The sequence below is a fragment of the Paenibacillus ihumii genome, from assembly GCF_001403875.1.
In the GTDB taxonomy this organism is placed as follows: Bacteria; Bacillota; Bacilli; order Paenibacillales; family Paenibacillaceae; genus Fontibacillus; species Fontibacillus ihumii.
In genome coordinates this window covers 2,889,427-2,906,999 of sequence record NZ_LN884299.1, presented here as the reverse complement: position 1 = coordinate 2,906,999, position 17,573 = coordinate 2,889,427, and the positions used below count along the sequence as shown (strand labels likewise).

Here is a 17,573-nt window from a genome sequence, read left to right as displayed (position 1 = left end):
TGTTACAATGGACATATTCTTGATGATAAGGATGGATGGTTTAATATATGGCAGTTCATATACCGATGGCTTTTCTGGAAAAGATGCAGCAGCTGCTGGGCAGCGATTACGGCGCTTTTCTATCCTCTTATGACAATCCCCGTTATGTCGGTATTCGCGTGAATACGCTCAAAATGAGTGTGCAGTCGTTTCTGGGCGTATCTCCGTTTGAAGTGAAGCCCGTATCCTGGTGCCCTACCGGATTCTACGTCCAGGAAGGCCTGAAGCCGGGCAAGCATCCGTACTATCATGCGGGGCTCTATTATATACAAGAGCCGAGCGCGATGGCCCCTGTGGAAATGCTTGATGTTACACCGGGGGAGAAGGTGCTGGATTTATGCGCCGCGCCCGGTGGCAAATCTACGCAAATCGCAGCCAAGCTGCAGGGCGAAGGGGTGCTGGTTACCAATGATATTCATGCGGAACGAACCAAGGCCCTGGCTAAAAATATTGAGCTGTACGGAGTGCGGAACGCCGTGGTGCTCAACGAGACGCCAGAGCGCATTGCACAATCCTTTCCGAATTATTTCGATAAAATATTGATCGATGCGCCATGCTCGGGGGAGGGCATGTTCCGCAAGGACGAGGCTATGGCGCGGCAGTGGGAAATTCACTCTACGTCCAAGTGCACCGTCATTCAGCAGGACATCCTGAAGTCGGCTGCAGCGATGCTGGTGCCTGGCGGAAGAATCGTGTATTCAACCTGTACATTTGCTCCTGAAGAGAATGAGGCGATGATCGCCCGGTTTCTGGATTGGCATGCGGATTTTGAGCTTATTCCGCTGCCCGGGGAACTTGGCTTCTCGCCGGGTCGTCCGGAGTGGCTGTACCGGTTGAATACGGAAGGCGGTGATGCTGCCTTCTCCTCGCAAGCCGCCAGCCTGACCGCAAATTGCGGCAGGCTATGGCCGCATCTGGTAGAGGGCGAAGGGCATTTCCTGGCCGTGCTTCAGCATAAGGGGCCGGCAGGAGGCCGGCCGCTCCTGGCGAGCCGCGATGAAGCGCAGCCCGGGACGGCTGCGGCTCCTGCTGCGGCTTCCGCGCTGGATTCGGGCTATGCCAGCAGCAGGGGCAAAATGGGCAAGAAACCAAGCGGACGCCAGCCTGGCCGTTCTGCCAAAGAGCGGGAGAGTGCCGGAAAGGTGCCCGGTGACCGGGAGCTTCTAGACCACTGGCAGCAATTTGCAGCCGAGAACCTGGACGCGAAGCTCCCGGGCCAGCCGCTGCTGTTCGGCGGCCATCTGTACCTGTCCCCGCTGGCGAAGGATCAGCTGGCCGGCCTGAAGACCGTCCGTCCCGGATGGTATGCCGGTACGGCGAAGAACGGCCGCTTCACCCCAGGCCACCCGCTAGCGACGGCGCTATCCGCCGGGGAAGCCAACCGGGTCCTCAACTTGTCTAAGGAGAACGGCGAAGCCGTCAGATATCTTAAAGGGGAAACCCTGAATGTCCCGGCATCCAGAATTGAATGCCGGGGTATCCAGGGTTTCCCTAAAGGATATGTACTGGTCTGTGTAGACGGACTGTCGCTGGGATGGGGGAAATGGCTTGACGGCATGCTCAAGAATGAATATCCCGCAGGGTGGAGGTGGACATAAACGAAGTGAGCAAAGGCAAGAAAACGCAAAGACTGGATAAAATATTGGGTCATCTGGGCTACGGCTCAAGAACAGATATCAAAAAAATGGTGAAGCAGGGAAGAGTCACGCTAAACGGCACCGTGCCGAAGGACAGCGGAATTCAGGCTGATCCATACGAGGATCGCATTGCGGTGGACGGCGAGAATATCGATTATCGTGAATTTGTCTACTTGATGCTGAACAAGCCTCAAGGCGTCATTTCCGCAACGGAGGATAACCGGGACCGCACGGTGCTGGACTTGATCCCGGCGGAGCTTCGCGCGTTCTCGCCCTTTCCGGTGGGCCGCCTGGACAAGGACACGGAAGGATTTCTGCTGCTGACCAACGACGGGCAGCTGGCCCACGACCTGTTGTCCCCGCGCAAGCATGTGCCGAAGACATACGAGGCTCGAGTGCTCGGCGAGATCGGGGAGCGGGAAGCCGCGCTGTTCCGCGAAGGAGTCGCCTTGGATGACGGCTATGTTACGCTTCCGGCCGAGCTGGAGGTGCTGGAGGTAATGCGCGGTGAAGAGGGCGTCCAGTCCCATATTCGGCTGACCCTATCCGAAGGCAAGTTCCATCAGGTGAAGCGAATGTTCATGGCGGTGGGATCCAGGGTGATGTATTTGAAGCGGGTCAGCATGGGGCCGCTTGCGCTGGATGATTCCCTGGCGCTCGGTACATTCCGGGAATTGACGGAGGCAGAGGTTGAACTGCTGAAAACATACAAGAAATCGCTATAGGCAAACAAAGGAGACATGGAGATGAAATATAAACTGATCGCTTTGGACGTAGACGGTACTTTGTTGAACGATGATCACGTATTGACGCCGGGAACGGCGGAGACGATCAAGAAAATTGCCAGGCAGGGCGCGGAATTCGTCCTCTGTACGGGCCGTGCTCCGGGGAACTCCATTCCGTTCATGAAGGAAATGGGTCTGGATGGCTATGTGATTACGCATAACGGAGCAGCCACGGTCAATATACAGACTCTGGAGATCGTCCATGAGTTCGAGATCAGCCCGCTGGCCTTGGCGCCTTATATGGACTACTGCCGGGACAACGGCGTTCATTTCGACGTGAATACGACGTTTGCCCTTTATGTTCAGGGTGCGGCCGGCCTTACTCAGGAGGCGCTGGATTTATACAAGCAGTTCATGATGGTTCCCAAGGAGCTGCCGCGCTGGGCCGATCTGAGCGAGCCGATCGTGAAGGTGACCATCTCCGGCCATAAGGACGAGATGGATCGGGTGTACGATGACTGGAGCAAGTGGGATAATTCAGAGTTCAACATTCTGCGCAGCGGTGATTTCTTCATTGATATTACGCACAGAGATTCCTCCAAAGGCGCTGCGCTCCAGAAATTGGCCGAGAAACGGGGAATCCCTGCGGAGAACGTCATGGCGATCGGGAATTATTACAACGATATTTCAATGCTTACGTATGCAGGGCTCAGCATCGCGATGGACAACTCGCCAGTCGAGGTCAAAGCGGCTGCCAAAGCGGTTACGGCCTCGAACAATGAAGAGGGCGTGAAGCTGGCGCTGGAGAAATATTGTTTCGAACAATCCGTGAGCTGATAAGCTGGGTCGCCTGCATCTGTTGATGGCATGCCGACCGCCAGCGTTCTTTCGCCGGCATGCTGCTCGTCAGCAAATTCTCGCTGGCATTCTGTTCATTAGAATTCCTCTCGTTCGCATGCTGCTCAATAGCTCGTTTTGTGCGGATCGATGGCGTGCGTGCTTCAGTTGCCGTGCAGAATATCAGCGTGCTCCCGCTGAGGTGCTGTACATAGGCATTGTTATGAAAAAAGGCGTAGGAACAAAAAGGCGTAGGAACCCCTTGGTTCCACCGCCTTTTTTCAATTCTACCTTCACACTAGATGGTTCTGAGCAGGCATGCTAAGGAATGATACTATAGTAGTCTGGCGCTAGTAGTCCGCGCTTCTCGTCCATAAAGCCGTTATATGAAGGAACGGGATACGATAACGAGCAGGATGAAGAGCACAAGAATGACCCCTGTGGAAGTGAAGCCTCCTCCAAAAATTTCGCCCATAGTTATTCCTCCCTTTTGACGGAAATGTCCCCCGTATTTGACGGGATAGAGTATAGTATGACGCGAAGAGAAAGGAGTTTTGGACTGCTGTCTTTCCGCTGCAAGAACGTGATAAATAACCCTGCTATAGGCTTAAGAGAGAGGCTGGCGCAGCCCTTTGGGCAAATGGTTCTTGAGCTGCCCGCCGCTGGCTTTGCCCCAGCCCAGCGGGAAGCTGTCCTCGCCGCATTCCACCGTGACGAGGCACCAGCCGCGATATTGCTCAGGAACCGCCAGGATATCCCCGTGCAAATAAGCAGCCAGCCCGGGAGAGCCTGGCTTCAGGGTCCAGATCAGGGCGGCCTCGTTTGGGGCTGCGGCCATAGCCAGCGCGTGGGCCGGCTGGAACCGCCCTTTTTTGTATTCCCCCAGGTGAAGACCGGCGCGGGGAACCTTTAATCCGTCAAGGCTGCGCGGGGATAACGACAGTCCTGCACTGAGCGGGAGCCAATATAGAGCTTCTCCGAATAAGACAGGACTGCCGTCGCCCAGGAGAGCCCCTAACCCCGGCAGCTCATGGTCCGCCCATTGGCTGCAGGCCTCAAAGGCGGCTGCCGCGCTCCTGTTGGGCGATTCGCCGGAGCTGCGCTTTTTGCTGTGCGGCTTGCTTTTGGTCCAGGCTGGGCCCGTTCCGGATAGGCGCACGGGATTCTCCGCAGCTGGAAGATATTCTCCATCCAGCCCCTTCCGCTGGAGCAAGGCGACATAGTGGCCCTCTCCCCGGTGAAGATGCGGCCATATCCGCTTCTCCGCCGCGAGCTCCAGCTCGGGATACTGCGCCAGCAGCCGGGTGATGATCTCCTCGTTCTCCTGCCGGTTGAAGGTGCAGGTCGAATAGGCGATCCGGCCTCCCGGCTTCAGCATGGCGATGGCATCCTGCAGGATGTCCCATTGCCTTGCCGCACATAGCTCCACCATCTGCTCCGACCATTCGGCGATCGCATCCGGGTCCTTGCGGAACATGCCTTCCCCGGAGCACGGCGCATCCAGCATGATCCGGTCAAAGGCGAGCGGAAAGCGCGCGGACAGCTCGCCGGGAGAAGCCTGCGTCACCACCACGTTGCGAGCGCCGAAGCGCTCGACGTTTTCCGCCAGGATTTTGGCGCGCTGGGGATGGATTTCGTTGCTGATCAGCAGCCCTTTACCAGCCATCCTCATGGCGATCTGCGTCGTTTTGCCCCCCGGGGCGGCAGCGAGATCCAGCACGGTCTCTCCCGGCTGAGGGTCCAGCAGCTCTACGGCAGACATCGCCGACGGCTCCTGAATATAATATAATCCTGCGGCATGGTAAGGATGCCTGCCCGGACGGGATGCCTCATCGTAATAATAGCCTCCCCGGCACCAAGGCACGTCCTCCAGCCCGAAGCGCTGCTGGATGTCGCGCTCTGCCGCCGATCCGGGCCTGACCTTAAGGGAGTTGATCCGCAGTCCGTATGCCCGCGGTCTTTCATAGCTGTCAAGGAAGGATTGCCCTTCGGCTTCGCCGAGCATCGAGAGCATGCGTTCGCGGAAGGAATCCGGCAATGCTGTCTTGGACATAAGCTTCAGAATACTCCTTTTTCGATGGATAAAATGCACTTCGGAAATTTTACCACAACCGGATTTGATCTAAAAAGGGGAATGGATGTTCCTTCTTTAATGTGTCATAATTGAAGAAGCATGGCTTTTTTTCAAGATATTTATGCAGAGAAAACAATATAGAGAATTCAAGCATGTAAAGGAGAACGAGTATGAAACTGCTGCAGGCCTTATTCTTCCCTCCAGAGCAGCCTGGAGGCGTATCTTCGATGATTCCCTACCTGCAAGACAGGTTCGAGCCTCCTGAATGGGAGATGGAGTTATTCTCCCTGCCGAAGCGGATCCGGGGCAAAGGGACGGAGGAGATCAGATTCCATACCTTTGACTGGCAAAAATACGGGCAGAGCCCAATCGTCCAGAAATATATGCAGACCTACCGCGATTATTTATGGTGGACCAAGCTGCGGCTGCAGCAATCCTACGATCTGATTCATGCGCACCACCCGATCGCCGGGCTTGTGATGAAGGAGGTCTTTCCGGACACGCCCGTCGTCCAGAGCATCCACTCCAGCTATGAGCGGGAGCTTATCCTCAACGGCAAAATCAAGGAGGGCGGGCTGGAGCACCGCTTCCTCTCTTCTCTCTACCGCGAGCTGGAGCACCGGACTGACCGGATGTTTACGGTCTCCGAATCCTTTCGCGAATATTTAGCCCCGCATGTGGACGATCCCGAGCGGATCGGGGTCATCCGGAACGGGTTTGACGATGCGAGATTCAAGCCTATCCCGCACCATAATGAAGTCATACAGCTAGTGACTGTATGCAGGCTTGTGCCTGCGAAGGGGCTGGATGTGCTGCTTCGCGCATGCGCGGAGCTGAAAAGGCGGGGCCTCAGCTATGTCCTGCATATTATCGGGGATGGACCGATCCGCCAGGATCTGGAGCAGCTGGCTGTGGAGCTTGGCATATATGATGAGACGATTTTTTACGGCTATACGCTTCATCCGGAGGAATTTATGCCGTTCTTCGATATATTTGTGCTGCCGTCCCGGGCGGAGGCATTCGGCTCGGTATTTGCCGAGGCCGCTCTGTGCAATCTGGCGCTGGTCGGAACGAATATCGGCGGGATTGCCGAACAGATTGAAGACGGCGTGAACGGCCGCCTTGTGGATCCGGAGGATGATCTGGCTCTGGCGAATGCCCTGCAGGAGGTCATCAATGATGAGGACTACCGCGCCCGTCTCGCCGAGACGGGACTGGAGAAAGCCAAGAGATACTATTCGCTGGATCGGGTCGTTCATGAGCTGAAAAATACTTATTTGCAATTCAAGCGGTAAAGTGAGTGAGAGTATGATTCCATTTCGTTTCATTCATGCGGCCGACCTGCACCTGGATAGTCCCTTTGCAGGCATGTCCAGCGTGCCGGACCGGCTGCGGGAGCATTTGCAGCAGTCCACGTTCGCCGCTTTAAACCATCTGGTGGAGCTGGCGATCGCCGAGCAGCCGGACTTTATCGTCATCAGCGGGGACGTATACGATGCCTCTGATTCTTCGCTGCGGGCGCAGCTCCGGCTTCGGGAGGCCTGGGAACTTCTCGGCAGGCACGGCATCCCGGTCTATGTCATCCACGGCAATCATGATCCGCTGAATGCGGGCAGGCTCCGTCTTGCGCATCCCGAGCATGTTACGGTGTTCGGCCCTGCGGCGGAGAGTGTCACCGCCCTTCGGCGCAGCGATGGCGAGCCGGTGGCGGTCATCACCGGGATTTCCTACCCGACCTCCGCGGTTACGGAGAATACGTCCCTGCAATTCCGCCGGGATCCTTCGTGCAGCCTGTTCCATATCGGTCTGCTGCATGCCAATGTGGACGGGCAGGAGGGGCATGACGCCTATTCGCCTTGCTCGCTCCGGGACTTGCAGCAAAGCGGCTACGATTATTGGGCTTTAGGCCATATTCATAAGCGCCAGATTCTGCACGAAGCTCCGTGGATCGTCTACCCGGGCAATCCCCAGGGGCGCAGCCTGAAGGAGACCGGTCCGAAGGGCTGTTATGTGGTGGATGTGAACGGACATGGCGAAGCTCGGCTCTCCTTTCGGGCGCTGGATACCGTCCGCTGGCAGGAAGCGGAGCTGTCCATTGAGGGCCTGGCCAATGAGGAGCAGCTGCGGGATCTGGCCGAAGAGCTGCTGGAGGAGCTCAGGGAGCAAGCCTCGGGGAGGGTCCAGATCGTTCGCCTCGTCTTGAGTGGGCGGGGTCCGCTTCACGCGATGCTGCAGACGGGAACCGAGGGAGAGGAGCTGATCCAGGAACTGCGCCGGAAGGAAAGCCGCCGCCTGGAAGGGGAAGCCCCCGGGCTCGGTCCCTCCGCTCCGGTCGTCTGGCCGGCAGGCTTGAAAGTAAGAACGGGAGCGGATCTCGATCCTGAGGCGATGAGGCAGGAGGACAGCTTTCTCGGCGAGCTGCTGCGCATGGCGGACCTGGCGGAACGGGAGGAGGAGCTGCTGGAGCAGATTATGGGCTCGGCCCTTGCTGCGGTAAGCGAGGACCGCCGTCTCCGCATGCTCGTCAGGGAGCTCGGCACCGAGGATCAGAAGGCTCTCGTACGCCAAGCTGCGGAGATGGCGGTCAGCTTGCTGGCGGAGCAGGAGACGAAGGGAGGCGCGCAGCGATGAGGCTGGACAAGCTGCAGGTAAGCGGGTTCGGGCATTTGAGCGGCCTGGAGCTGGAATTCAAGGGGCCTGTCACCGTCTTGTACGGTCCGAACGAGGCGGGCAAAAGCACGCTGCTGGGCTTCGTGCGGGCCATGCTGTTCGGCATTCCCTCGCGGACGTACGGTTCTATGCGATATGAACCGACCCGGGGCGGCGCGCATGGCGGGCAGCTGGCCGTTCGCGGCGATGAAGGCGACCGCTGGGTTATCGAGCGCTATGCCCTGCCGCCCGAAGGCAGGCCAGGGGGCTCGCGGAGCGAGCGGCTGCGCATTACAAGGACCGACGCAGAGGGCAGGCTGATTGAAGCGGCGCAGGAGGAGATGCAGCGGGAACTGCTCGGCGGCATGTCCAGCGATATGTTCAAGCAGTTGTTCGCGATCTCGCTGACCGAGCTGCAGGAGGTGGCTGCGCTTCAATCAGAGGAGCTGAACCGTTTCCTGTTCCATGCAGGAATCGGCGGCGGCGCGGCTGTGCTTCGCGGGGAGAAGAAGCTTAGCCAGGAGATGGACAAGCTCTATCGGCCTCGCGGGCGCACGCAGGAAATGGCCCGGCTCCTGCAGGGCTATGAGCGGCTGAGACAGGAGGCCGAAGCGGCGGGCAGGCTGCTGCCGCGGTACAATGAGGTGCTTGGCGAGCTGGAGCGGGTCATGGACGAACTGGCCGGGTGCGAGGCGGAGCGAGCGGCTTGCGGCAGGGAGCTGGCGGAGCTGAGCAAAGCATCGCTAATCCGGCAGGACTGGCTCGTGCGCGAGCAGTTGCGGGCAGAGCTACAATCCCTGCCTTATTACGAGGCTTTTCCGGAGGAAGGCTCCGTCCGCTGGAATGCCCTCCAGGAGGAGAAGGAGCGGCTGCTGCTGGACCGCGCGGAGCTGGCGCGCAGAATCGAGGCCTTGAGCGCGGAGATGGGCAGGCTTGCTCCGAATACTCCACTCTTGGCCAAGGCGGAGGAGGTGCGGTCCCTCCACGGGCAGCTGGCGGGCTATGAGGCGCGCGTGAAGGACATGGCGGAGCTGCGGACGGAGCTCCGCTCGCTGCGCCGGCGCCTTGCCGAATGCCTTCGCAGCATCGATGCGAGCTGGACGGAGCGCGAGCTTGCCTCCTTCGCCGGGACGGTTGGCGAACGGGAAGCCGTCCGGCGGTTCGGGGCACGGTTCTCCGCCTATGACAAAGAGATGGAGCTGCTGCACAGCGAGCGCTATAAGCTGGAACAGGAGGCGGCTGCTGCGAAGGAGGCGTACACCGCAGCGATGTCCCGGCTGGAGGAGAGCGAGGAAGCCGGCCGGCGCGAATTTACGATGCTTGTGCCAAGGCATCCGGACGAAATCCGGCGTGCATGGAGCGAGCTGAGCTTCGAGCTGGACCGCTGGCATGAGACCTCCTCGTCCCGGCTCAAGGAGGCTCATGCCAGGGAGGCGGAGGCGTTAGCAGAGAAGCAAATGCAAGGACTGTACCGGAACCTGCTTGCTGCCAGCTCGGTGCTTACGGTCATTCTGCCCGGGGCGATTTGGCTGTCCTCCAGCTCGGTTTGGGGAACACTCGCGGCCTTTACGGGTCTTGCCGGCCTGGATGCTTATTTATGGCTGGGCATGAGCCGGTCTGCGCGGTCGAAGCACAGGTCCGGGCTGCGGCGGCTTCCGGGAGCGGACGCTGCTTCTGAGACCGATGCCAGGCTGCGCGGGCTGCTGGCCAGGCTGGTTGCCGATCCGCTTGCTGCAGCCGGCCGTAGTGGCGAAGCTCACGGGCCCCTGCAGCCCGAGGACTGGGATCGGCAGGAGCGGGAGCTGCGCCAGCTTATGGAGGCGGCGCTTGACGTGTTCCGCCTGGCGGAGCAGGGCAGGGAGCAGCTGAGCCGGATCGAGCAGGCGGAGGCCAGGCTGTCGATGCTAACGGAAGAGAATGCCGCCTTTGAACGTGAGGCGAGGGCGATATTCGGCGAGTTGAGCGGCACTGCGTCGGTGCAGGACTGGCCGGGTGAGGAGCAGGCAGCAGCGGGGCGGGAGGAATCCGAATCCGCTCCCCTGTCTGTTACCGAGAGCGGAAGAGACACCGGTCCAAGCGAACAGCGCATAGCATCGCTGGGAAGGATCGTGATCGAAGCGAAATCGCAGCTTGCGGCTGCAGAGCAAATTCAGGCCGAGCGTGATTCGCTCTCCTCGAAGCTGGAGACGCTTAAGGGGGAGATAGATCGGCTTCATGACCGGCTGAAGCGGATCGGCCTTCGGGAGCAGGAGCTTCTGCTGGAAGGAGGGGCGGCTAGCGGGGAGGAATTTCTCCGGCGGAGCGCGGAGGTCAGACGCCGCGCCGAGCTGGAGCGGGAAATCCGCCAGCTGGAGACGGTTATGTTCTCGGGCTGCGATTCGCAGACGCAGGGGCAGCTCGAAGAGCTGCTCAGCAGCTGCTCTGAGGAGGAGCTGAAGGATCGGCTGCTGGCTGCCGAGAAGGCGATGGAGACGAAGGAGAGAGCCTGGCGGGAGCTTCAGGAGCGCAGGGGACGCCTGCTGCAGGAGCAGGAGGCTCTCGAACAGCGCGGAAGGCAGGAGGATGTAAACCAGAAGCTGGCTGAGCAGCTGGCGGCGCTCCGCGACAGCCTGGACAAATATGCAGTGATGGCAGTATGTCAGGAGCTGATCTCCCGGGCAAGGCGCGTGTATGAAGAGGAGCGCCAGCCGGAGGTGCTGAGGCTGGCCTCCGCCTATTTGCGCACGATGACAGGCGGGCGGTATGAGCGGATCGTTCTGAAGATGGGCAGCCAGGAGCTGCTGGCCGAGCATCGCGATTACGGTGCGATCGGAAGCGGGGCGTTAAGCCGCGGCACGGCCGAGCAGCTGTACTTGTCGATGCGGCTGGCTTTGGCTGATGCAGTCTCCCATCATCGTAGCATCCCGCTTCTGCTTGATGACTTGCTCGTCAACTTCGATGCGGCTCGCATGCAAGGGGCTATTTCGGTACTGAAGGAAGTCGCCCTGAAGCGCCAGATGATCATGATGACCTGCCATGCCCATGTCGTCGAAGGCATAGCAGCGCAGATACCGGAAGCGCAGATCATCAATTTGGGTTAAGCCGGCCTTCGTCTATAGGAAGCGAGGACGCAAGCCCAGAGCAGCGAGAATACCCCGAAGGTAGGGTAAAGGACGGAGAGCAGGGAGCTGAATCCGAACTGGCTGGTGACATAACAGATCATGAGAACGGTAATGGAAATGACATAGGGCTGAATGTTTATCCGCTGTTTGAGCTGGAGGGTAACGCCGTAAACGTCGGCAACGAAGGTGCTGAATATCTCCATGAATATCAAGACGATGTAAAAAAGCTGTATGGCCGTCCCCAACTGGGCGGCAATGCTGCCCATCGGTATGTCGAATTGGCCGATCCCCGGCATGAAGGCTGATAATGCAAAATGTGCGGCCATCAGCATGAAGCCGATGCCGGCCCCCCCGATAATTCCGCCCCATATGATCGTCCGCCGACTCTCGGTATGGCCGCCGATCGGGACGAGCACCGCCTGGGCCATGGAGAGATTGAAGGCGGTATATAGTAAAGGGGAAGCCCATGTCGTAAACAAGCTCTTATCGGCTGTGATCGTGATGAAGCGCATGGCGCTCGGCGAGCTTGCGGTAGAGGCGATGATGGCGATGGACAGGAGGATCATCATCGGCACAACGACGGTGTTGAGCTGCATAACGCCCTCAATTCCTCGCCGGAGCAGCACGAAGGTGCCGATCAGGGTGAACCAGAGCCCGATCTGGTAATTCATGCCGAGATGCTCCACGAATACGGAGCCTGCCCCGGCGAGCATAACGCTGTTGACGCCGATGAGCACGATTAAGGTAAACAGGCTGAGCCATTGGCCAAAGCTGTCCCCGAACAGATGGCGGTTCAAGTCCTCATAGGAGGCGGCTTTGATGCGGTGGGCCAGCAGCATCATTTTCGTGCCGAGCCACATCAGGAGTATCGTTGTGAGTAGAATCGTCAGGATGCCCCATTTGCCGTACTGGGTGAAGAATTGCAGTATTTCCCGGCCGGTGGCAAAGCCCGCCCCCACGACGGTCCCGATATAAGTGAACGCGATTTTAAGGACGTTAAAGGCATTTTTCATAGTTTTCCCCCTGGATGATGTGCTATATATAGTACAAGGTATGTTGCGCGGGAAGGGGACATGACTTAAACTTGTCCTGCTGTCCTCAACGAATTCCTGTTGATGCGAAGAAATGAATATGTTAATTTGTTACAAACGAGATGACCCGGGAGGAAAAAGTATGGAGAAATTAAAACAACGGATCGCCGAGGAAGGCGTGATCGTCTCCGAGCAGGTCCTCAAGCTGGATGCTCTGCTCAACCATCAAATCGATCCCCAGCTGACGATGGAGATGGGGAAGGAATTTGCCAAGCGCTTCAAGGAGGACAAGATTACCCGCGTAGTGACGGTGGAATCATCCGGCATCGCGGTGGCGTTCGCCGCTGCTTACGAGCTCGGAGTTCCATTGGTGTTCGCGCGGCGCAAGAAGACGCTGCTGGCGGAGGACGATATGCTCTGCGAACGGGTTCCTTCGTTTACGAAAGGGATTGTGACGGACATTCTGATTTCCCGCAATTTTATTTCGCCCAACGACCGGATTCTGTTCATCGATGACATCATCGCGAACGGGGATGCCGCACGGGGACTCATCAAAATTATTCAGCGCGCTGGAGCCGAGCTGGTTGGAGCGGGAATCGTTGTAGAGAAGACATTCCAAGCCGGTGGCAGGGCGATCCGCGATCAGGGAATCCGCCTGGAATCACTCGTGCAAATCGTTTCGCTTTCCGATGGAAAAATCACCTTTGCCGAATAAAAAATTGTACCAATTTTGCAACAATCCTTTGCAGGGCCTCTTTTTTTCGATATAATGGGAGCACTAGGGAGAGGAGGCTAAACGATGGGGGATCAAAATCAATCTGTTGTTGACGTGAATTTCTTTATTTCCAAACTGTCTGATGCAAAGGTTGTATTTGAACGTGCCCTGGATTGCAAACATACAGAATTTGACGACCTTTATCCCTATATGCTTGAACATCCCCAGTTCTTCTGGTACAAACGCTATGTAGCCTGGTCGCAGCTTCTGACGATTGCGGGCCTGTGCGAGGAACTGTCCATTCCTTGGAAGGATCAATTCAGCCCTCAGCAGGTGGCTTACCTGGAGCAGCGGGTGATGTCGGCCAAAGTGCTTGATTTCTGGTTTGAGAAGAATGACAGCCGGGAGCATGCACAACGTTAAAGCAGGGATGTGTTGCTGGTTCTTGTTCGCAGCTCGGTCATAAGGTTTAGCGATATAGTAAGACTCCGCATTTTGCAGCGGGGTCTTTTTCTGCGCTTTTTGTAGGTATGGAATCAGGGAGTCAGTCATTGCACATATGCCGCGGTTCCGGCTATGGCCAGTGATATCATCGCAAGTCATATTATAGCGTCTGCGAGGTTGTGTTAATATATGAAGGAGGAGGTGACTGTCCCGTGATTTCGGATGAACAATTGGATGCGTACCGGGTATCCGGTGAGAAGGTTCGCGTCGTAAGGGATGCCTTGCCGGAGAATGACGTCCGGGGCATCGTCGTAGCCTGGGATGATACGCATGTGCTGATCCGCCGGCCGAATCGGAACGTGGTCAAGCTGGACCGGCGATACATTATTCAACCTTCCCGCGAACCGAGAATATCGCCGGAAGGATAGCATATTTTTTGCCGGACGGGAGAACGTAGTAAGTGTAAGTTCAAGCACAAGCACTACAAGCGCATAGCTCTGGAGCCTATGGCCGGAGCAACTGCAGCTTCACTTTACTATGAAAGGATGTCCGTTCATGTCGCTGGTGAGCGATAAAATAAGTGCATACAAGCAGGAAATCCACCGGTATGGCGAAACGATGCCGGAAGTAACCTACGCGTACCATGCTTACACGGGCGAATGCTTCGCGGATGGGGCGCTGGATGCCAAGACGAAGCAACTGATTGCGGTAGGTATTGCGTTATCCATGAATCAGGAGGTCTGCACGTTCTACCACGTGAACGAGGCTCGTTCCAAAGGGGCGTCGGACGCGGAGATTTTGGAGACGGTTGCCGTGGCATCCGCCGCGCTGGCTGGCAACGCTTTGTCGCAGGGGGTAACCCGCGTACAGCAGGCTTTGGCTGCGGGGCCGGCGCTGCAGTAGCTTAGAAATCTCGATGTGGCCGATTTACCGACCACGGGTGAGCACAATTCTGCGGTTAAATAATAAAGCTGTCCTAGAAGCCCAGAGAGGCTTCAGGACAGCTTTATTTGTCTGTGAGGGAAGAAGGGTGGGTAATTTTCTTCAGGAAGCGAGGTGCCGATTGGAGGCCCTCTGCCAGTAGGCGGGGGACAACACATGCCTAGCTTGGAACAGAGCGGCTGCGCCGATCGCTAAAGTGACTAGAAAACAGCCGCCGGCCAGTATAGGGAGCCATGTCCATTCCCATAGTGTGTTGCCGAGCAGCGTTTGCCAACCGATAAAAATAACACCTAATGTGAAGGCCACCCCTGTTAGATGAATGATTCTATGGCGTAAGGCTGTGGTGATAGAGGAGTGCTCGGTAAGCCAAGCGATGAGAGGAAGCGCCTGAAGACCATGAAAGCCAAGGCCGTGCAGCCAGATTATATTTCCTTCAAGTCCAGTGTACCGGCCTTGGTTAACGGAAATCCAAATGCCTGCTGCAAAAGATAGCATTGTTGTCAGCAGCGCGTAGCGGATAGCCAATACGATTTCGGGGCGGGTTAGCGAAGCTTGTCTTTGAAAGAAGGGGATCGAGAAGAAAATATATACGAGGACCAGCAGGAGAGCAACCAGGCCGAAGCCAATACCAACGAAATGATCTAAGATGGAGCCATCCTCCACAAAACGCGGATTGACCCCGCGGAAATTCTGGATCGTTTCTGCTCCGTAAGAATATAGCGCCAGCAGTACTAAAGCCCATCGGAAGAAGGCTCTTTTTCGGGGACTCCTGGCGGAAAGGGGGCTGATGGCTGCCGTAGAAAGCAAAAAGATGCCGAATGCAGCATTAAAGGAAAATGCATTGGCGACATTTCCGTCCGGTGATCTTTCGCCTCCATAGAGCAGCACCCATATCCCGCAAATGGCCGCCAGCAAAAATCCCAGTAAGCCAGCCCATACGAGTACCCGCTCCCCTTCGAATAGTTTTACAGATGAGCTGTTATCAAAGCCTTTTAATTGTCGATTCACGGTTCAACCTCCAATAAATAGTTTTTATTCTCACTGTAGCGGGAGACAAACGGTTGATTCATCGGGCTAAGGAATTAATTGCCATTGGTCTGCAGGATGAGTTTCCCGGTCGGTTGTAAAAAAATAAAAAAAGGGTGTTGACTCTCTCGCTAAGGCATGATAATATATATCTTGTCGCTGCGGAACACACTCTGCAAGACAAGACAACAAGCGGTCGTGGCGGAATTGGCAGACGCGCACGGTTCAGGTCCGTGTGGGCTTACCCCCGTGGAGGTTCGAGTCCTCTCGACCGCATACCTTTATAATGAATAAGCTCTTGGATCTTCTTACGAGGATTCAAGAGCTTTTTTGCATGATTAGGATTTTTATATAAAATAACCAGCGGGGGGCTGTGGACAGAAAATAATCCAGTATCGCCGCTGGTTATTTGAATTATCGCGTTACATCCGCTTAAAAATGGACCCCCACGGTTTATTCAACAAGCGTCTCAATACAGTTTCTTTACGGCTTCGGGATCAAAGGGAACCCACTCGTCAATTCTGCCCTCACGGAGCTTGCTGGCCCAAGCAGGGTCAGCTATTAATGACCTGCCTACGGCTACCAGATCGAATTCCTCGCGATCAAGCCGTTCGATTAATTCGTCGATTCGACTAAGACGGGCTCCCTTTCCTTCAGCAAAGAAGCTCGTCACATCGCGGTCCAAACCAACCGAGCCTACGGTGATTGTCGGTTTCCCCGTCAGTTTTTTTGTCCAGCCAGCAAGGTTCAGAGGGGAATCTCCGAATTCAGGCTCCCAGAATCGGCGGGTTGAGCAGTGGAAAATGTCAACGCCTGCGTCCACTAAGGGGGCCAAGAAGCTTTCCAGCTCATTTGGCGTCTTCACTAATTTGGCAGTATAATCCGTTCCCTTCCATTGCGAGAACCGCAGCAAGATCGGAAAATCTGGGCCTACAGCAAGACGGCAGGCTGAGATGACCTCTGCCCCAAACCGGGTGCGTTCTACAAAGTCCCCTCCGTATCGATCCGTGCGCTGATTCGTTTCCTCCCAGAAAAATTGGTCTATTAAATATCCGTGCGCGCCGTGAAGTTCGATCCCGTCAAATCCCAAACGCTTAGCTTCGGAGGCAGCCTCAGAGAAGGCCTGAATAATTGCCTCAATATCCGATTCGGAGTAATCGTTGACATGGCTTCGAGCACCCATATGCCAGATCTGAGGTATAATCTTTCCGCCTGCGTCATGTACCTCAGCCACTACGTTGGCCCAACCGTTCAAGGCATCTGCGCCAAAAAAGTACGGCACATTGCTTTGATTGGAGGAGTCTGGATGCTTAATTACTGTCCCTTCGGTAATGATAAGTCCAACGTCGTTTTCAGCCCTGCGGCGATAATAGGCAGCTACATCCGGTCCCGGAACCCCGTCCGGGGAAAATTGTCTTGTCATCGGGGCCATCACAATGCGATTCGCTAGTGTCGTATCCCCAAAGGGGAAGGGTTCAAATAACGATTGAACGGATTGCCTTTGATTCATAAAATTACCTCCAACAGCTCAGATTAATGAAGACTTTAAACTTTAAGGCTTTATGACAGAACCTTCTGAGTTATTATTGACTACATAGTCAATAACTAACCAAAAAAATTCGCTGCTTTTACGAAAATAAAGAATCTGAAAGGGCCTAGGAGAGCCACCTCCTTTTTTTAGTGATACGCATTTAGAGATTTATTTTTTTACCTTATGGTCAAAAACTTTGCAGAAAAATTATATCTCTAGTAACGCAAACGCAGTGCGCAAGTTCATTTCGATCTTCTCACTTGAGGCTCCAGATTTCTCCAAAATTTTAGCACCGATAAAAATGTTGTTCAGATATGCGGCTAGCTCTCTACTGGCAAGGCGATTTGTAATCACCTGCTGCTCCTGGCCGCTCCGGATGATTTGCTCAAATATTTGTTCAATCGTGGACAACATCATTTCAATTTCTCTGGCTACCTCCTGATCCTCGGTTCCAAATTCCAAAATGGAATTCACCATAAGGCATCCTCGTTGATTTATTCCGCTCTCATCAGAAAGTGACACACAGGCCATGGCCTCAAGCTTCTTTAGCGGAGGCATATCCTGTGCAGCCAGATCTTCCAGGATGGCTGTGCTTTGCTCCCGATAAAGCGCTAAAGCCTTTAAGAACAAGGATTTTTTATCTTTAAATACGCAATACAAGCTTTGTTTCTTTACCCCCGTTTCACGAGTCAAATCTTCAAAGGATGTCGACTTAAAGCCTTTTGCCCAAAATGTCTCCATGGATTGCTGCAATGCACAATTTACATCAAATTCTCTCGGTCTGCTCATGAGTTTAATATACCATTTGTTGACTAATCAGTC

16 protein-coding genes and 1 tRNA gene are annotated in these 17,573 nt (G+C 55.8%); 11 read left to right on the top strand and 6 right to left on the bottom strand.

Features of this window, described 5'->3' with window-relative positions:
- Positions 1-47 precede the first annotated feature (47 nt).
- From BN2762_RS20220 to BN2762_RS20210, 3 genes are read left to right on the top strand one after another with little or no spacing between them, the layout of a single operon-like run.
- A complete protein-coding gene (locus tag BN2762_RS20220; protein ID WP_055108676.1) occupies positions 48-1,637 on the top strand; it encodes an RsmB/NOP family class I SAM-dependent RNA methyltransferase in 1,590 nt (529 codons plus the stop codon).
- 5 nt (positions 1,638-1,642) lie between these two features.
- Positions 1,643-2,401, top strand: a complete 759-nt coding sequence (locus BN2762_RS20215; protein WP_055108675.1) for a pseudouridine synthase — start codon at positions 1,643-1,645, stop codon at positions 2,399-2,401.
- 21 nt (positions 2,402-2,422) lie between these two features.
- Entirely contained in the window at positions 2,423-3,238 is an 816-nt protein-coding gene (locus tag BN2762_RS20210) for a Cof-type HAD-IIB family hydrolase (RefSeq protein WP_055108674.1), read from the top strand.
- A 382-nt stretch (positions 3,239-3,620) separates the two neighbouring features.
- Here the strand turns inward: BN2762_RS20210 and BN2762_RS27360 are convergent, their stop codons facing one another.
- On the bottom strand, positions 3,621-3,713 hold the full coding sequence (locus BN2762_RS27360; RefSeq protein WP_195903618.1) for a sporulation protein YjcZ: 93 nt from the start codon (positions 3,711-3,713) through the stop codon (positions 3,621-3,623).
- 132 nt (positions 3,714-3,845) lie between these two features.
- The gene (locus tag BN2762_RS20205) at positions 3,846-5,291 is read right to left on the bottom strand and encodes an RsmB/NOP family class I SAM-dependent RNA methyltransferase (protein WP_055108673.1); all 1,446 of its coding nucleotides are present in this window, start codon (positions 5,289-5,291) and stop codon (positions 3,846-3,848) included.
- 191 nt (positions 5,292-5,482) lie between these two features.
- On the opposite strand from BN2762_RS20205, the gene BN2762_RS20200 reads away from it, so the two are divergent.
- The 3 genes from BN2762_RS20200 to BN2762_RS20190 are packed head-to-tail and all read left to right on the top strand — an operon-like array spanning position 5,483 to position 11,041.
- A complete protein-coding gene (locus BN2762_RS20200; protein ID WP_055108672.1) occupies positions 5,483-6,607 on the top strand; it encodes a glycosyltransferase family 4 protein in 1,125 nt (374 codons plus the stop codon).
- Between the two features lie 13 nt (positions 6,608-6,620).
- Positions 6,621-7,943, top strand: coding sequence for a metallophosphoesterase family protein (locus BN2762_RS20195; protein WP_055108671.1), 1,323 nt, complete (start codon positions 6,621-6,623; stop codon positions 7,941-7,943).
- Positions 7,940-11,041: an AAA family ATPase gene (locus BN2762_RS20190; RefSeq protein ID WP_055108670.1), complete on the top strand. Its 3,102-nt coding sequence runs from the start codon at positions 7,940-7,942 to the stop codon at positions 11,039-11,041. Before BN2762_RS20195 ends, BN2762_RS20190 begins: the two co-directional genes overlap by 4 nt.
- Here the strand turns inward: BN2762_RS20190 and BN2762_RS20185 are convergent.
- Positions 11,038-12,075 (bottom strand): YkvI family membrane protein, encoded by a 1,038-nt coding sequence (locus BN2762_RS20185; RefSeq protein ID WP_055108669.1) that lies wholly within the window; start codon positions 12,073-12,075, stop codon positions 11,038-11,040. The genes BN2762_RS20190 and BN2762_RS20185 overlap by 4 nt on opposite strands.
- Positions 12,076-12,235: 160 nt before the next feature.
- Here BN2762_RS20185 and BN2762_RS20180 point away from each other — a divergent pair, with 160 nt between their 5' ends.
- The 4 genes from BN2762_RS20180 to BN2762_RS20165 all read left to right on the top strand — a co-directional run bounded on the left by BN2762_RS20180 (position 12,236) and on the right by BN2762_RS20165 (position 14,155).
- Positions 12,236-12,808, top strand: a complete 573-nt coding sequence (locus BN2762_RS20180; RefSeq protein WP_055108668.1) for a xanthine phosphoribosyltransferase — start codon at positions 12,236-12,238, stop codon at positions 12,806-12,808.
- Positions 12,809-12,892: 84 nt separating this feature from the next.
- Positions 12,893-13,231 carry a hypothetical protein gene (locus tag BN2762_RS20175; RefSeq protein WP_055108667.1) on the top strand — a complete coding sequence of 113 codons (339 nt, stop codon included), beginning with the start codon at positions 12,893-12,895 and terminating at the stop codon, positions 13,229-13,231.
- 233 nt (positions 13,232-13,464) lie between these two features.
- Positions 13,465-13,680, top strand: a complete 216-nt coding sequence (locus tag BN2762_RS20170; RefSeq protein WP_055108666.1) for a hypothetical protein — start codon at positions 13,465-13,467, stop codon at positions 13,678-13,680.
- A 127-nt stretch (positions 13,681-13,807) separates the two neighbouring features.
- Complete coding sequence (locus BN2762_RS20165; RefSeq protein WP_055108665.1) at positions 13,808-14,155, top strand: carboxymuconolactone decarboxylase family protein; 348 nt, start codon at positions 13,808-13,810, stop codon at positions 14,153-14,155.
- A 141-nt stretch (positions 14,156-14,296) separates the two neighbouring features.
- Here BN2762_RS20165 and BN2762_RS20160 read toward each other — a convergent pair whose 3' ends face one another.
- Positions 14,297-15,202, bottom strand: a complete 906-nt coding sequence (locus BN2762_RS20160) for a hypothetical protein (protein WP_055108664.1) — start codon at positions 15,200-15,202, stop codon at positions 14,297-14,299.
- 210 nt (positions 15,203-15,412) lie between these two features.
- Between BN2762_RS20160 and BN2762_RS20155 the strand changes: the two genes are divergently transcribed.
- Positions 15,413-15,496: transfer RNA gene (locus tag BN2762_RS20155), tRNA-Leu, on the top strand.
- A gap of 193 nt (positions 15,497-15,689) precedes the next feature.
- On the opposite strand, the gene BN2762_RS20150 is transcribed toward BN2762_RS20155, so the two are convergent.
- Together BN2762_RS20150 and BN2762_RS20145 are read right to left on the bottom strand one after the other, a co-directional pair.
- Positions 15,690-16,730 (bottom strand): NADH:flavin oxidoreductase, encoded by a 1,041-nt coding sequence (locus tag BN2762_RS20150; protein WP_055108663.1) that lies wholly within the window; start codon positions 16,728-16,730, stop codon positions 15,690-15,692.
- A 228-nt stretch (positions 16,731-16,958) separates the two neighbouring features.
- The gene (locus tag BN2762_RS20145) at positions 16,959-17,540 is read right to left on the bottom strand and encodes a TetR/AcrR family transcriptional regulator (protein WP_055108662.1); all 582 of its coding nucleotides are present in this window, start codon (positions 17,538-17,540) and stop codon (positions 16,959-16,961) included.
- Positions 17,541-17,573: the final 33 nt, after the last annotated feature.

What these genes read in the sequence shown, in the direction of transcription:
- BN2762_RS20210 (WP_055108674.1), top strand. Translation starts at nt 2,423, where the DNA reads ATGAAATATAAACTGATCGCTTTGGACGTAGACGGTACTTTGTTGAAC.
- BN2762_RS20150 (WP_055108663.1), bottom strand. Translation starts at nt 16,730, where the DNA reads ATGAATCAAAGGCAATCCGTTCAATCGTTATTTGAACCCTTCCCCTTT.
- BN2762_RS20185 (WP_055108669.1), bottom strand. Translation starts at nt 12,075, where the DNA reads ATGAAAAATGCCTTTAACGTCCTTAAAATCGCGTTCACTTATATCGGG.
- BN2762_RS20165 (WP_055108665.1), top strand. Translation starts at nt 13,808, where the DNA reads ATGTCGCTGGTGAGCGATAAAATAAGTGCATACAAGCAGGAAATCCAC.
- BN2762_RS20190 (WP_055108670.1), top strand. Translation starts at nt 7,940, where the DNA reads ATGAGGCTGGACAAGCTGCAGGTAAGCGGGTTCGGGCATTTGAGCGGC.
- BN2762_RS20200 (WP_055108672.1), top strand. Translation starts at nt 5,483, where the DNA reads ATGAAACTGCTGCAGGCCTTATTCTTCCCTCCAGAGCAGCCTGGAGGC.
- BN2762_RS27360 (WP_195903618.1), bottom strand. Translation starts at nt 3,713, where the DNA reads ATGGGCGAAATTTTTGGAGGAGGCTTCACTTCCACAGGGGTCATTCTT.
- BN2762_RS20175 (WP_055108667.1), top strand. Translation starts at nt 12,893, where the DNA reads ATGGGGGATCAAAATCAATCTGTTGTTGACGTGAATTTCTTTATTTCC.
- BN2762_RS20205 (WP_055108673.1), bottom strand. Translation starts at nt 5,291, where the DNA reads ATGTCCAAGACAGCATTGCCGGATTCCTTCCGCGAACGCATGCTCTCG.
- BN2762_RS20180 (WP_055108668.1), top strand. Translation starts at nt 12,236, where the DNA reads ATGGAGAAATTAAAACAACGGATCGCCGAGGAAGGCGTGATCGTCTCC.
- BN2762_RS20220 (WP_055108676.1), top strand. Translation starts at nt 48, where the DNA reads ATGGCAGTTCATATACCGATGGCTTTTCTGGAAAAGATGCAGCAGCTG.
- BN2762_RS20195 (WP_055108671.1), top strand. Translation starts at nt 6,621, where the DNA reads ATGATTCCATTTCGTTTCATTCATGCGGCCGACCTGCACCTGGATAGT.
- BN2762_RS20145 (WP_055108662.1), bottom strand. Translation starts at nt 17,540, where the DNA reads ATGAGCAGACCGAGAGAATTTGATGTAAATTGTGCATTGCAGCAATCC.